The organism is Pseudomonas sp. Pseusp9 (genome assembly GCF_059491265.1).
The window spans coordinates 5,603,007-5,617,436 of the sequence record NZ_CP168500.1 but is presented as its reverse complement, the minus strand read 5'-3'; the positions used below and the strand labels follow the sequence as shown (position 1 = coordinate 5,617,436).

Below are 14,430 nucleotides of genomic sequence, written 5' to 3'. Positions count from 1 at the left end.
GGTTTCTGGCTGTGGACGGGCGGCTGGTATACTCGCGGCCATTTCCAATCCAACGTGTGAGATTCAATGGAACGCTTTATCGAAAATACAATGTACGCCTCGCGCTGGCTGCTGGCGCCGATCTATTTCGGCCTGTCCCTCGGATTGCTGGCGTTGGCGCTGAAATTCTTCCAGGAAGTCTTCCACGTCATCCCGAACGTGTTTTCGATGGCTGAATCGGATTTGATCCTGGTGCTGCTGTCACTGATCGACATGGCACTGGTAGGCGGATTGCTGGTGATGGTGATGATTTCCGGCTACGAGAACTTCGTCTCGCAACTGGACATCGACGATAGCAAGGAAAAGCTCAACTGGCTGGGCACCATGGATTCGTCGTCGCTGAAAATGAAGGTGGCTGCGTCGATCGTGGCGATCTCGTCCATTCACCTGCTGCGCATCTTCATGGACGCCAAGAACGTCGATCCTGAGCATCTGCAGTGGTACGTGATCATCCACATGACCTTCGTGGTCTCGGCATTCGCCATGGGTTATCTGGATAAAGTCACCAAGCACTGATCCACTGCCGGCCCCATGAAACACGCCGCCCGTCTGTTGCAAAACAGACGGGCGGCGTCGTTTGTGGCTTGTACTTTGATGCTGTGAGGCATATCCCTGTAAAGGTATAGGCACGCCACTGCATGAGGTGCGTTCATGAACCTGCAAGAGTTGAATGCGTATGCCATCGCCGGGAAGGTCGATGAGCTGAACCTGATCTCCATGGAGGGGGGCATTTACCTGCTTGAAGCGCGTATGCACGGAGCGGCGTATCCCTTGAACGATACGCCAGGTCACACGATGCAGTTGCGCTCGGTGGAGCATGCCCGTGATGTGCTGCGCTCCTTTCCCAAGTTGCACTTCAACCTCGTGCACACGGTCGTGCATGATGAAATGTGTGGGCTGGTTGCCGAAGTGGAGGAAAACCTGAAGGTGCCGATCGCCTGACGTCCCTCATCAATGACATGACATCTGTGCTAGTCTGCTGGCCCTTTTGGTTCCGGGCGCTCCGGGACGCGCTGTGCACGCATGGCAAGTTCCCGAGCCGTCCGCACAGCGGAGCAGTGTCATGTCCGAAGTAAATCTGTCCACCGACGAAACCCGCGTCAGCTACGGTATTGGCCGTCAGCTGGGCGACCAACTGCGCGACAACCCGCCACCGGGCGTAAACCTGGACGCGATCCTGGCAGGTCTGACCGACGCATTCGCCGGCAAGCCAAGCCGCGTGGGTCAGGAAGAAATGTCCGCCAGCTTCAAAGTCATCCGCGAAATCATGCAGGCCGAAGCTGCAGCCAAGGCTGAAGCAGCTGCTGGCGAAGGCCTGGCTTTCCTGGCTGAAAACGCCAAGCGTGAAGGCATCACCACTCTGGCTTCCGGCCTGCAGTTCGAAGTCCTGACCGCTGGCGAAGGCGCCAAGCCATCCCGTGAAGACTCCGTGCGTACTCACTACCACGGCACCCTGATCGACGGCACTGTGTTCGACAGCTCCTACGAGCGCGGCCAGCCTGCAGAATTCCCGGTTGGTGGCGTGATCGCCGGCTGGACCGAAGCCCTGCAACTGATGAACGCCGGCAGCAAATGGCGCCTGTACGTGCCGAGCGAACTGGCTTACGGCGCTCAAGGCGTTGGCAGCATCCCGCCGCACAGCGTGCTGGTGTTCGACGTCGAGCTGCTCGACGTTCTGTAAGACCTGCTGATTACCTGTACCTGTAGGAGCGAGCTTGCTCGCGATGGGCGTTAACGATAACGCGGCCATCCTGAATGAACGCGGTGTGTTTGAGTTCTTCGCGAGCAAGCTCGCTCCTACAAAGTTTTGCAGCGTTTTTCATACTTCGATCTTGTGGTGCAGTTCGCTGTGCGGGCGCAACGCTCGGGCATAGCAGAATAGAAACAGGTTTCTCACCACCTCCTTGAGCACCACCGGTTCGCTGGAACTCAAGCCATTGAGATCCAGATCACCCTGATCCTGCAGCTCGTTCAAGGCTTCCTCTTCCAGTACGGCACAGACTTCCCCGGTTTCCCGGTGCAGGATCCTGAGGTAAGGGTGTGGGCGGTCCAGCCAGGCATCGATCAAATAAGTCATGGTTCTCATCTCCACTGAGGGTTTTATGAGAATAATTCCTATTCGCAGAATAGCAAGAGCCTATTGGCGGTTTGCGCTTTTTTCCGGTTAAAGAGTGCGTCAGGTCAAAACGAATGGCGTTTGGCTATTACGAGGGGGATTGGGTGAAGCGGGGGAGGGCGAAGCGCCATCCCACGACAGGCGCGGGATGGGGTGCAGCACAATCAGACTTTTCTGACGAACTCGGACTTGAGTTTCATCGGGCCGATGCCGTCGATCTTGCAATCGATGTCGTGATCGCCATCGCACAGGCGGATGTTCTTGACCTTGGTGCCGACCTTGACCACCAAAGACGTGCCCTTGACCTTGAGGTCCTTGATCACGGTGATCGTATCGCCGTCCTGCAGGACATTGCCGACCGAATCCTTTTTCACTGTGTCATCGGACGCCGCTTCGGCTTCACCGCTGGCGGACCATTCGTGGGCGCACTCGGGGCAGATCAGCTGGGCGCCGTCTTCATAGGTGTATTCGGAATTGCATTTTGGGCAGGGTGGCAACGTGCTCACTAAGGCTCCTTGGATTCAGGATCGCAAAAAAGCGCACATTATATAGGGTTTTAGGCGGGGAGGGGGGGCAGTGCCGGAAAACCTGTAGGAGCGAGCTTGCTCGCGAAAAACTCAAGGACGCCGCGTTTATCCAGGATACCCGCGTTTTCGTTAGCGTCCATCGCGAGCAAGCTCGCTCCTACAGATATCCTTTAGTGCGTGCGGGCTACCGCAAACTCACTCAATTCAATCAGTGCATCGCGATATTCGCTGGCTGGCAGCGCTTCGAGGCACTTGATTGCGCGGGCCACATAGTCTCGTGCCAGTTGCGCGGTGTACTCCAGCGAGCCCGAGGCTTCCACGGCTTCGCGGATGCTTTCCAGGTCTTCGATTCCGCCTTTCTGGATCGCTTTGCGTACCAGGGCGGCCTGCTCTGGCGTACCTTCGCGCATGGTGTAGATCAGCGGCAGGGTCGGCTTGCCTTCGGCCAGATCGTCACCGACGTTCTTGCCCAGGGTTTCGGCGTCGCCTTTGTAATCAAGCAGGTCGTCGACCAGCTGGAAGGCCACACCCAGGTGGTCGCCGAATGTACGCAGGGCTTCGGCCTGCTCCGGCGTGGCTTCGCACAGGGCGGCAGCACTGTGGGTCGAGGCCTCGAAGAGCATCGCGGTCTTGCCGCGGATGACCTCCATGTAGGTTTCTTCGGTGGTGCTGGCGTCACGCACCTTCGACAGCTGCAGCACTTCGCCTTCGGCGATGATGCGCGTGGCCTGCGAAAGGATCTTCATCACTGGCATGGAGCCCAGCTCGACCATCATTTCGAAAGAGCGCGAATACAGGAAATCACCGACGAGCACGCTAGGCGCGTTGCCCCACATGGCGTTGGCGGTCGAGCGGCCACGGCGCATGCCGGACATGTCGACCACGTCGTCATGCAGCAGGGTAGCGGTGTGCAGGAACTCGATGGTGGCGGCCAGCAGGCGCAGGTCGTCGCCTTCACGGCCCAGGGCCTTGCCACACAGCAACACCAATAAAGGACGCAGGCGTTTGCCACCGGCCGAGGTAATGTAATCGCCGATTTTCGATACCAGCGGCACTCGGGAAGTCAGCTGCTTCTTGATGATGCCGTCGACGGCGCTAAAATCGTCCGCCACCGCGCGGTAGAAAGCTTGGGGTTGCATCAGCGACAGTTGCTCCAGAAGGGTTGCGCGGCATGCTAGGACCCATGCCTGCAGGTGTCAAGGCGCGATGGACGGCCCCTTGCAAGGCTGGCGTGGCTTGCGTACAATCGCGCACCCTGAACTTCCTGGGCAGCACCTGCCTTACGCAATTGCAAGCGGGCCTCCAGCCCCATGCAGCCATGCCAGCCAATACCTCTTCTTATAAAGAGCTGGGTGAGCAGGATTATCGGAGAAATACCATGTCTTATGCAGTAATCGTTACTGGCGGCAAGCAGTACAAAGTCGCCCCAGGTGAATACCTGAAGATCGAAAAACTGGAAGTCGCTACCGGCGAATCCGTTACCTTTGATCGCGTTCTGTTGGTTGCCAACGGTGACGACGTGAATATCGGCGCTCCAGTTGTTGCTGGCGCTACCGTTGTGGCTGAAGTGATCTCCCAAGGTCGTCACGATAAAGTCCGCATCATCAAGTTCCGTCGCCGTAAGCACCACATGAAGCGTATGGGCCACCGCCAGTGGTACACCGAGATCAAAATCACCGGTATTCAGGCTTAATTTCAGCCTAATTCCTCACTAGGAGAATTGAACTCATGGCACACAAAAAAGCTGGTGGTAGTACCCGTAACGGTCGCGACTCAGAAGCCAAACGCCTTGGCGTGAAGATGTATGGCGGCCAGGCTATCAAAGCAGGCAACATCATCGTGCGTCAGCGCGGCACCCAATTCCACGCTGGCTACGGCGTTGGCATGGGTAAAGATCACACCCTCTTCGCTAAAGTCGAAGGCGTGATCAAGTTCGAAGTAAAAGGCGCCTTCGGTCGTCGTTACGTGAGCGTAGTCGCAGCTTAATTGCGCGATCGCTGGAAAAGCCCTGTCTCGCGACGGGGCTTTTTCGTTTGTGGGGTGAGTCTCTTGCAAAGCTGTTTGTATGGGCTGTCGGCGTACGATGTAGGTGTCGTGGTTTGGGGTCGCTGCGCTCATTTTTGCAAGAGTCTTATGTCTTGATTGTTTTTCGGCTCGTCCGTATGGCGAGAGGCGTTTGTTATGAAGTTTGTTGATGAAGTATCGATTCGAGTAAAGGCTGGTGACGGCGGCAATGGCGCCATGAGTTTCCGTCGGGAAAAATTTATCGAGAACGGTGGCCCGAACGGCGGTGACGGCGGTGACGGCGGTTCCATCTACATGATGGCCGACGAAAACCTCAACACCCTGGTGGACTACCGTTACACCCGGCACTTCGATGCCGAGCGTGGCTCCAACGGCGGCAGCACCGACTGCACCGGCAAGAAGGGTGAAGACTTGATCCTGCGCGTTCCGGTCGGCACCACGGTGATCGACTCGGCAACTCAGGAAGTCATCGGCGACCTGACCAAGGCCGGTCAGAAATTGATGGTAGTGCAGGGCGGCTGGCACGGTCTGGGCAACACCCGTTTCAAATCCAGTACCAACCGTGCGCCGCGCCAGACCACTCCGGGCAAGCCGGGTGAGCAGCGCGACCTGAAGCTGGAAATGAAAGTACTGGCTGACGTCGGTCTGCTGGGTTTGCCGAACGCGGGTAAAAGTACCTTTATCCGTTCGGTTTCGGCTGCCAAACCGAAAGTTGCCGACTATCCATTCACCACGCTGGTGCCGAACCTGGGTGTGGTCAGCGTCGATCGCTGGAAGAGCTTCGTCATTGCCGATATTCCGGGCTTGATCGAGGGCGCTTCCGAAGGTGCTGGTCTGGGCATTCGCTTCCTCAAGCACTTGGCGCGTACGCGTCTGCTGCTGCACCTCGTGGACATGGCGCCGCTGGATGACGCCAGTGCACCGGATGCCGCAGAAGTGATCGTCAACGAACTGATCAAGTTCAGCCCGTCCCTGGCGGAGCGTGATCGCTGGCTGGTCCTGAACAAGTGCGACCAGATCCTTGATGAGGAGCACGATGCTCGCGTCAAGGAAATCGTTGATCGCCTGGAATGGACTGGTCCGGTCTACGTGATCTCGGCTATCTCCAAGCTCGGCACCGAGCGTCTGTGTCACGACATCATGCGTTACATGGAAGATCGTGCTGATCGCCTGGCCAATGACCCGGCCTACAAGGAAGAGCTGGCCGATCTCGATCAGCGCATCGAAGACGAAGCTCGCGCGCAACTGCAGGCGCTGGATGACAAGCGTGCCCTGCGTCGCAGTGGCGTGAAGTCGGTCCACGACATCGGCGACGATGATTGGGATGAAGAAGATGTGGATGACGAAGATGGTCCGGAAATCATTTACGTGCGTGACTGATTCGTTGCGATAAACTTAAGCGCCGCTCAATCGAGCGGCGTTTTGGTATCTGGAAATCGATCGTTGGTCACGAATTACCACGAATAATGTCACGGGTAGTGCTAGGTCGTGCTGCCCTCAAGCTAAGGTTGAAGATGATGCGGAGCAAGGTGACAGGTGCGCAGCGTTGGGTCGTGAAGATCGGCAGCGCTTTGCTGACGGCGGACGGCAAGGGCCTGGATCGCGCGGCAATGGGTGTCTGGGTTGAACAGATGGTGGCCTTGCATGAGGCGGGTGTCGAGCTGGTGCTGGTGTCTTCCGGGGCTGTGGCGGCCGGTATGAGCCGTCTGGGCTGGACCTCGCGACCCAGTGCAATGCACGAGCTGCAGGCCGCTGCTGCAATCGGCCAGATGGGGCTGGTGCAAGCCTGGGAGTCGAGCTTTGCCGAGCATGGCCGGCATACCGCGCAGATTCTCCTGACCCATGACGACCTGTCCGACCGCAAGCGCTACCTGAATGCCCGCAGTACCTTGCGTGCGCTGGTCGAGCTCAAGGTTATTCCGGTGATCAACGAGAACGATACCGTGGTCACCGACGAAATCCGTTTTGGCGACAACGACACCCTGGCGGCGCTGGTGGCGAACCTGGTCGAGGCGGATTTGCTGGTGATTCTCACGGATCGCGACGGCATGTTCGACGCTGATCCGCGCAACAATCCGGATGCCCAGCTGATTTACGAGGCGCGTGCCGATGATCCGGCGCTCGACGCGGTGGCAGGTGGTACTGGTGGTGCGCTGGGGCGTGGCGGCATGCAGACCAAGCTGCGCGCTGCGCGTCTGGCGGCGCGTTCCGGTGCTCACACCATCATCGTCGGTGGGCGGCTTGAGCGCGTGCTGGATCGCCTCAAGGCGGGCGAGCGCATAGGTACCTTGCTTTCGCCGGAGCGCGGCATGCTGGCGGCGCGCAAGCAATGGCTGGCCGGTCATCTGCAAACCCGTGGCACCCTGGTGCTGGATGCGGGTGCCGTGACCGCGTTGTCCGAGGGCAACAAGAGCTTGCTGCCGGTTGGAGTCAAATTGGTTCAGGGCAGCTTCCGTCGCGGTGAGATGGTGGTCTGCGTGGCGCCGGACGGTCGTGAAATTGCCCGTGGCCTGGCCAACTACAGTGCGCTGGAAGCGCAAAAAATCATCGGTCAGTCGTCTGATGCGATTGTTGGGCTGTTGGGTTATATGGCGGAGCCGGAGCTGGTTCATCGCGATAACCTGATCCTGGTCTGAAGGAATATCTGAATGCGCATTGCAAAAGGATTGTTGGGGTTGTTGCTGGCGATGCCGCTGCTGGCTTCGGCTGAAGAGATCGGTCAGGTGTCGACGGTGTTCAAGTTCGTTGGCCCGAACGACCGGATCGTTGTCGAGGCGTTTGATGATCCCAAGGTCGACGGTGTGACTTGCTACCTGTCCCGTGCCAAGACCGGTGGGGTGAAGGGTGGTCTTGGTTTGGCCGAGGATCGTGCCGAAGCGTCCATCGCTTGTCGCCAGGTCGGGCCGATCAGCTTCAAGGGTGAGCTCAAGGATGGCGACGAGGTGTTCAAGGAGCGCACGTCCCTGGTGTTCAAGACCATGCAGGTGGTGCGTTTCCTCGACAAGAAGCGCAATACGCTGGTGTACCTGGTGTATAGCGATCGCTTGATCGAGGGTAGCCCGCAGAATGCGGTGACGGCGATTCCGATCTTGCCGTGGGCGAGCGCTCAATAAGCTAGCGAATATCCAAAATGTGGGAGCAAGTCCGCTCCCACATTTTTTGTGTCTAATTCATCAAATCGCGGTCAATAAAAAACCGACCCTGAGGTCGGTTTTTTAATGAGCGTATCGCTTAGGCAGCAGCGGCAACGTTCAGGGCCTTGACGTGGCCATTCAGGCGGCTCTTATGACGAGCGGCCTTGTTCTTGTGGATGATGCCTTTATCGGCCATACGGTCGATAACTGGCACAGCCAGAACGTAAGCGGCTTGAGCTTTGGCAGCGTCTTTTGCGTCAATGGCCTTAACTACATTCTTGATGTAGGTACGAACCATGGAACGCAGGCTGGCGTTGTGGCTGCGACGCTTCTCAGCCTGTTTTGCACGTTTTTTGGCGGAAGGTGAGTTGGCCACCGTCGAGCTCCTCGAAAGACTTTTTAGGAAATAGCAAACAAAATAGGCCGCGAATCATGCCGATGAGTTGATGTGTTGTCAAGGGCGGTTGATGCGTTCCGCTGAGTGGTCGATCTAAAGAGGCGGGATATTTATTTCCGGCGCTTGACCTGTAAACTCGCGAGCTTTGGCTCTGTGCTGTTGCGGCGCGGAGTATCGCATAAGTGGGCGCGTAGTTCGCCTGCTGTTTATCGACAGGCACAAACTCTTTCCATGAATCTGCTCAAATCGTTGGCCGCCGTCAGCTCTATCACGATGCTTTCCCGGATTCTGGGATTTGTTCGAGACACTCTCATTGCGCGCACATTTGGCGCGGGAATGGCGACTGACGCCTTCTTTATCGCCTTCAAATTGCCCAATCTGCTGCGGCGGATCTTTGCCGAGGGGGCGTTTTCCCAAGCGTTCGTGCCGATTCTTGCCGAATACAAAAGCCAGAAGGGCGAAGAGGCGACGCGAACCTTCATCGCTTATGTCTCGGGCCTGCTGACGCTGGTACTGGCGCTGGTCACGGTGTTGGGCATGATCGCCGCGCCGTGGGTCATCTGGGTGACTGCGCCGGGTTTCGCCGACACCCCGGAAAAATTCGAGCTCACTTCCAACCTGTTGCGGGTGACCTTTCCGTACATCCTGCTGATTTCCCTGTCGTCGCTGGCGGGCGCGATCCTCAATACCTGGAACCGCTTTTCGGTGCCGGCCTTCGTGCCGACCCTGCTGAACGTCAGCATGATCATCTTTTCGGTGTTTTTGACGCCATACTTCGATCCGCCCGTAATGGCGCTGGGCTGGGCGGTGCTGGCGGGCGGCCTGGCGCAGTTGCTCTATCAGCTGCCGCACCTGAAAAAGATCGGCATGCTGGTGCTGCCGCGCCTGAACCTGCGCGACACGGGTGTCTGGCGGGTGATGAAGCAAATGCTGCCGGCAATCCTCGGTGTCTCGGTGAGCCAGATTTCGCTGATCATCAACACCATCTTCGCTTCGTTCCTGGTTGCCGGCTCCGTGTCGTGGATGTACTACGCCGATCGTTTGATGGAATTGCCGTCCGGGGTGCTGGGCGTGGCACTGGGGACGATTCTGTTGCCGACCCTGGCCAAGACCTACGCCAACAAGGATCGTCACGAGTATTCGCGCATTCTCGACTGGGGATTGCGCCTGTGCTTCGTGCTGGTGCTGCCTTGCTCGCTGGCATTGGGGATTCTGGCGGAGCCGCTGACGGTTTCGCTGTTCCAGTACGGTCAGTTCGATGCCCATGATGCGGCCATGACCCAGCGCGCGTTGATCGCCTATTCCGTAGGTTTGCTTGGAATTATCGTGATCAAAGTGCTCGCGCCGGGCTTTTATGCGCAACAAAACATCCGCACGCCGGTAAAAATCGCGATTTTCACGCTGGTCGTCACTCAGTTGTTCAACCTGATGCTGATCGGTCCGCTGGCTCACGCGGGACTGGCGCTCGCCATCAGCGCTGGCGCCTGCCTCAATGCAGGGTTGCTCTTCTATCAGCTGCGTAAACAGCAGATGTACCAGCCGCAACCGGGATGGGCAAAGTTCGGCTTCAAGCTGGTGATAGCGGTCACGGTGATGTCTGGTGTGTTGCTGGCAGGGATGCATTTCATGCCGGCCTGGGGTGAGGGGCAGATGCTTGAGCGTTTCCTGCGTCTGGGTGCCTTGGTCGTTGCCGGTGTGGTGGCTTATTTCGGCATGTTAGTGTTGATGGGCTTCCGTTTGCGCGACTTCAATCGCAAGGCGCTTGGCTGAGGTTCTGGCCTCGATAAACACGGGCGAGCCGGCGATTTTGTCGGCTCGATCACTTTGGGTTACGGTGTTGCCTGTCGTCGGCCGCCGGGTGTGGTTATAATCGACCACTTTATGAGCAAGAAGCGCGTTATGCAGCTGGTTCGAGGCCTCCAAAATCTGCGCCCCCAGCATCGGGGCTGTGTCGCCACTATTGGCAACTTTGACGGTGTACACCGTGGCCACCAGGCTATCCTGGCGCGGCTGCGTGAGCGTGCGCTCGAGTTGGGCGTGCCCAGTTGCGTGGTGATTTTCGAGCCGCAACCGCGAGAGTTCTTTGCTCCGGAAACTGCGCCGGCCCGTCTGGCCCGTCTGCGGGACAAGCTGCAATTGTTGGCCGCCGAAGGCGTCGACCGTGTCCTGTGCCTGGCTTTCAACCAGCGCCTGAGCAAGCTCAGCGCCAGCGAGTTCGTCGATACCATTCTGGTCGATGGCCTGGGTGTCCAGCACCTGGAGGTCGGTGACGACTTCCGCTTCGGCTGTGACCGCGCGGGAGATTTCGATTTCCTGCAACAGGCCGGCATCCGTCAGGGGTTTACCGTCGAAGCGGCGCAAACCGTCGAGCTCGATGGCATCCGGGTCAGCAGCACGCAGGTCCGCAATGCCCTGGCCGCCGCGGATTTCGCCCTGGCCGAACGCCTGCTCGGGCGGCCGTACCGGATCGCCGGTCGTGTATTGCATGGCCAGAAGCTCGCTCGGCAGTTGGGTACGCCCACCGCCAACATACAACTCAAGCGTCGTCGCGTGCCGTTCACCGGGGTTTACCAGGTGGATATCGAGATCGACGGCAAGACCTGGCCCGGCGTCGCCAATATCGGCGTGCGGCCCACGGTTCAAGGTGATGGCAAAGCCCACCTGGAAGTGCATCTTTTAGATTTTGCCGGCGATCTGTATGACCGGCGTTTAACGGTGGTTTTCCACCACAAGCTGCGTGAAGAGCAGCGTTTCGCCTCTCTGGAGGCGCTGAAAACGGCGATCAACGCGGATGTCGCCGCCGCCCGTGCACTAGCCGCACCTAGCGCCCATCGCTAATGAAGAGCCTTAAATGACCGACTATAAAGCCACGCTAAACCTTCCGGACACCGCCTTCCCAATGAAGGCCGGCCTGCCACAGCGCGAACCGCAGATTCTGCAGCGCTGGGACAGTATTGGCCTGTACGGAAAGTTGCGCGAGATTGGCAAGGATCGTCCGAAGTTCGTCCTGCACGACGGTCCTCCGTACGCCAACGGCACGATTCACATCGGTCACGCACTGAACAAGATTCTCAAGGACATGATCATCCGCTCGAAGACCCTGTCGGGTTTCGACGCGCCTTATGTTCCGGGCTGGGACTGCCACGGCCTGCCGATCGAGCACAAGGTCGAAGTGACCCACGGCAAGAACCTGGGCGCGGACAAGACCCGCGAACTGTGCCGCGCGTACGCCACCGAGCAGATCGAAGGGCAGAAATCCGAATTCATCCGTCTGGGCGTATTGGGCGACTTCGCCAACCCGTACAAGACCATGGACTTCAAGAACGAGGCCGGCGAAATCCGCGCCTTGGCCGAGATCGTCAAGGGCGGTTTCGTGTTCAAGGGCTTGAAGCCCGTGAACTGGTGTTTCGACTGCGGTTCGGCCCTGGCTGAAGCGGAAGTCGAGTACGAGAACAAGAAGTCCTCGACCATCGACGTGGCGTTCCCGATTGCCGACGAATCCAAACTGGCTGCCGCCTTCGGTCTGCCATCGCTGGGCAAACCGGCCTCGATCGTCATCTGGACCACCACCCCGTGGACCATTCCGGCCAACCAGGCGCTGAACGTTCATCCGGAATTCAACTACGCCCTGGTCGACGTCGGCGACAAGCTGCTGGTGTTGGCTGAAGAGCTGGTCGAGTCGTGCCTGGCGCGCTATTCGCTGCAAGGCTCGGTGATCGCTACCGCCAACGGTTCGGCGCTGGAACTGATCAACTTCCGTCACCCGTTCTACGACCGTCTGTCGCCGGTATACCTGGCCGACTACGTTGAACTGGGCGCCGGCACCGGTGTGGTTCACTCTGCTCCGGCCTACGGTGTGGACGACTTCGTGACCTGCAAGAAGTACGGCATGGTCAACGATGACATCCTCAACCCGGTGCAAAGCAACGGCGTTTACGTACCGTCACTGGAGTTCTTCGGTGGCCAGTTCATCTGGAAAGCCAACCCGGCCATCGTCGACAAGCTGACCGAAGTCGGTGCGCTGCTGCACACCACCGTCATCGAACACAGCTACATGCACTGCTGGCGCCACAAGACCCCGCTGATCTACCGCGCCACCGCACAGTGGTTCATCGGCATGGACAAGCAGCCGACCACTGGCGACACCCTGCGCCAGCGTTCGCTCAAAGCCATCGAAGACACCAAATTCGTCCCGGCCTGGGGCCAGGCGCGCCTGCACTCGATGATCGCCAACCGTCCGGACTGGTGCATTTCCCGTCAGCGCAACTGGGGCGTGCCGATCCCGTTCTTCCTGAACAAGGAAAGCGGCGAGCTGCACCCACGTACCGTCGAGCTGATGGAAGAAGTTGCCAAGCGCGTTGAAGTCGAAGGCATCGAAGCCTGGTTCAAACTGGATGCCGCCGAACTGCTGGGCGATGAAGCGCCGCAGTACGACAAGATCAGCGACACCCTGGACGTCTGGTTCGACTCGGGCACCACGCACTGGCACGTCCTGCGCGGTTCGCACCCGATGGGCCACGAAACCGGCCCGCGCGCCGACCTGTACCTGGAAGGCTCGGACCAGCACCGTGGCTGGTTCCACTCGTCGCTGCTGACCGGTTGCGCCATCGACAACCACGCACCGTATCGCGAACTGCTGACTCACGGCTTCACTGTCGACGAGTCTGGCCGCAAGATGTCCAAGTCCCTGGGCAACGTGATCGCGCCGCAGAAAGTCAACGACACCCTGGGCGCCGACATCATGCGTCTGTGGGTCGCCTCGACCGATTACTCGGGTGAAATGGCGGTTTCCGAGCAGATCCTGCAGCGCAGTGCGGACGCCTACCGGCGTATCCGCAACACCGCGCGCTTCCTGCTTTCGAACCTGACCGGCTTCAACCCGGCCACCGACCTGCTGCCGGCTGAAGAAATGCTGGCACTGGACCGTTGGGCCGTGGACCGTACCCTGCTGCTGCAACGCGAGCTGCAGGAGCACTACGGTGAATACCGCTTCTGGAACGTGTACTCGAAGATCCACAACTTCTGCGTGCAGGAGCTGGGTGGTTTCTACCTGGACATCATCAAGGATCGCCAGTACACCACTGGCGCCGACAGCAAGGCCCGCCGTTCGTGCCAGACCGCGCTGTTCCACATCTCCGAAGCGCTGGTACGCTGGATCGCGCCGATCCTGGCGTTCACCGCCGACGAACTGTGGCAGTACCTGCCGGGCGAACGTAACGAGTCCGTCATGCTCAACACCTGGTACGAAGGCCTGAGCGAACTGCCGGCAGGCTTCGAGCTGGATCGCGCTTACTGGGACCGGATCATGGCGGTCAAGGTCGCGGTCAACAAGGAAATGGAAATCCAGCGTGCAGCCAAGGCTGTCGGTGGCAACCTGCAAGCCGAGGTGACGCTGTTCGCCGAAGACGCGCTGACCGCCGATCTGGCCAAGCTGAGCAACGAACTGCGCTTCGTACTGATCACTTCGACCGCCAGCGTTGCGCCATTGGCGCAGGCACCGGCCGATGCCGTGGTCACCGAAGTCAGTGGCCTGAAGCTCAAGATCGTCAAGTCGGGCCACGCCAAGTGCGCCCGTTGCTGGCACTGCCGTGAAGACGTCGGTGTGAACCCGGAGCATCCGGAAATCTGCGGCCGTTGCGTGGATAACATCAGCGGTGCTGGCGAGGTCCGTCACTATGCCTAATGCCGTTGGCCGTTTCGGACGGCTGAGCTGGCTCTGGTTGAGTTTGCTGGTCCTGGTCATCGACCAGGCCAGCAAGTTCTACTTCGAAGGCAAGCTCCAGATGTACCAGCAGATCGTGATCATTCCCGATTACTTCAGCTGGACACTGGCCTACAACACGGGCGCGGCGTTCAGCTTCCTGGCTGACAGCTCCGGCTGGCAGCGCTGGCTGTTCGCGTTGATCGCTGTCGTGGTCAGTGCGGTGCTGGTGGTGTGGCTCAAGCGTCTGGGGCGTAACGAGACCTGGCTGGCGGTTGCGCTGGCACTGGTGCTCGGCGGCGCGCTGGGCAATCTGTATGACCGCATTGCCCTGGGCCATGTGATCGATTTCATTCTGGTGCATTGGCAGAACCGCTGGTATTTCCCGGCGTTCAACTTTGCCGACAGTGCAATCACTGTAGGCGCTGTCATGCTGGCACTGGATATGTTCAAAAGTAAAAAGACTGGAGAAACCGTTCATGACTGAACAG

At 58.9% G+C, this 14,430-nt stretch carries 16 protein-coding genes; 12 read left to right on the top strand and 4 right to left on the bottom strand.

What is annotated here, in order from left to right:
• Nucleotides 1-66 precede the first annotated feature (66 nt).
• The 3 genes from ACEN8E_RS25595 to bamJ all read left to right on the top strand — a co-directional run bounded on the left by ACEN8E_RS25595 (nt 67) and on the right by bamJ (nt 1,720).
• Nucleotides 67-555, top strand: coding sequence for a TIGR00645 family protein (locus ACEN8E_RS25595; RefSeq protein WP_007990463.1), 489 nt, complete (start codon nt 67-69; stop codon nt 553-555).
• Nucleotides 556-690: 135 nt separating this feature from the next.
• Nucleotides 691-981 (top strand): DUF6482 family protein, encoded by a 291-nt coding sequence (locus ACEN8E_RS25590; RefSeq protein ID WP_495590339.1) that lies wholly within the window; start codon nt 691-693, stop codon nt 979-981.
• Nucleotides 982-1,102: 121 nt separating this feature from the next.
• Nucleotides 1,103-1,720 carry a BamJ family beta-barrel-assembly machinery protein gene (gene bamJ, locus ACEN8E_RS25585; RefSeq protein WP_495590338.1) on the top strand — a complete coding sequence of 206 codons (618 nt, stop codon included), beginning with the start codon at nt 1,103-1,105 and terminating at the stop codon, nt 1,718-1,720.
• A 138-nt stretch (nt 1,721-1,858) separates the two neighbouring features.
• Here bamJ and ACEN8E_RS25580 read toward each other — a convergent pair whose 3' ends face one another.
• The 3 genes from ACEN8E_RS25580 to ACEN8E_RS25570 form a co-directional block, all read right to left on the bottom strand.
• The gene (locus ACEN8E_RS25580) at nt 1,859-2,116 is read right to left on the bottom strand and encodes a PA4570 family protein (protein ID WP_495590337.1); all 258 of its coding nucleotides are present in this window, start codon (nt 2,114-2,116) and stop codon (nt 1,859-1,861) included.
• Nucleotides 2,117-2,319: 203 nt separating this feature from the next.
• Complete coding sequence (locus ACEN8E_RS25575; RefSeq protein WP_010467527.1) at nt 2,320-2,661, bottom strand: zinc ribbon domain-containing protein YjdM; 342 nt, start codon at nt 2,659-2,661, stop codon at nt 2,320-2,322.
• A gap of 191 nt (nt 2,662-2,852) precedes the next feature.
• A complete protein-coding gene (locus ACEN8E_RS25570; protein WP_008022502.1) occupies nt 2,853-3,821 on the bottom strand; it encodes a polyprenyl synthetase family protein in 969 nt (322 codons plus the stop codon).
• 239 nt (nt 3,822-4,060) lie between these two features.
• On the opposite strand from ACEN8E_RS25570, the gene rplU reads away from it, so the two are divergent.
• From rplU to ACEN8E_RS25545, 5 genes are all read left to right on the top strand, one after another.
• A complete protein-coding gene (gene rplU / locus ACEN8E_RS25565) occupies nt 4,061-4,375 on the top strand; it encodes a 50S ribosomal protein L21 (RefSeq protein WP_007950961.1) in 315 nt (104 codons plus the stop codon).
• A 35-nt stretch (nt 4,376-4,410) separates the two neighbouring features.
• The gene (rpmA, locus tag ACEN8E_RS25560; protein WP_003281574.1) at nt 4,411-4,668 is read left to right on the top strand and encodes a 50S ribosomal protein L27; all 258 of its coding nucleotides are present in this window, start codon (nt 4,411-4,413) and stop codon (nt 4,666-4,668) included.
• 195 nt (nt 4,669-4,863) lie between these two features.
• Complete coding sequence (gene cgtA, locus ACEN8E_RS25555; protein WP_008052064.1) at nt 4,864-6,087, top strand: Obg family GTPase CgtA; 1,224 nt, start codon at nt 4,864-4,866, stop codon at nt 6,085-6,087.
• 137 nt (nt 6,088-6,224) lie between these two features.
• Nucleotides 6,225-7,343: a glutamate 5-kinase gene (gene proB, locus ACEN8E_RS25550; protein WP_043302662.1), complete on the top strand. Its 1,119-nt coding sequence runs from the start codon at nt 6,225-6,227 to the stop codon at nt 7,341-7,343.
• 12 nt (nt 7,344-7,355) lie between these two features.
• Nucleotides 7,356-7,820, top strand: coding sequence for a CreA family protein (locus tag ACEN8E_RS25545; protein WP_495590336.1), 465 nt, complete (start codon nt 7,356-7,358; stop codon nt 7,818-7,820).
• A gap of 118 nt (nt 7,821-7,938) precedes the next feature.
• Here ACEN8E_RS25545 and rpsT read toward each other — a convergent pair whose 3' ends face one another.
• Entirely contained in the window at nt 7,939-8,217 is a 279-nt protein-coding gene (gene rpsT / locus ACEN8E_RS25540; RefSeq protein ID WP_007970922.1) for a 30S ribosomal protein S20, read from the bottom strand.
• Nucleotides 8,218-8,469: 252 nt separating this feature from the next.
• On the opposite strand from rpsT, the gene murJ reads away from it, so the two are divergent.
• The 4 genes from murJ to lspA all read left to right on the top strand — a co-directional run bounded on the left by murJ (nt 8,470) and on the right by lspA (nt 14,426).
• Nucleotides 8,470-10,008: a murein biosynthesis integral membrane protein MurJ gene (gene murJ, locus ACEN8E_RS25535; protein ID WP_495590335.1), complete on the top strand. Its 1,539-nt coding sequence runs from the start codon at nt 8,470-8,472 to the stop codon at nt 10,006-10,008.
• 129 nt (nt 10,009-10,137) lie between these two features.
• On the top strand, nt 10,138-11,076 hold the full coding sequence (ribF, locus tag ACEN8E_RS25530) for a bifunctional riboflavin kinase/FAD synthetase (RefSeq protein ID WP_429372537.1): 939 nt from the start codon (nt 10,138-10,140) through the stop codon (nt 11,074-11,076).
• A 13-nt stretch (nt 11,077-11,089) separates the two neighbouring features.
• On the top strand, nt 11,090-13,921 hold the full coding sequence (ileS, locus tag ACEN8E_RS25525; RefSeq protein ID WP_495590334.1) for an isoleucine--tRNA ligase: 2,832 nt from the start codon (nt 11,090-11,092) through the stop codon (nt 13,919-13,921).
• Nucleotides 13,914-14,426: a signal peptidase II gene (gene lspA, locus ACEN8E_RS25520; protein WP_007970932.1), complete on the top strand. Its 513-nt coding sequence runs from the start codon at nt 13,914-13,916 to the stop codon at nt 14,424-14,426. The genes ileS and lspA overlap by 8 nt, the downstream gene beginning before the upstream one ends.
• Nucleotides 14,427-14,430: the final 4 nt, after the last annotated feature.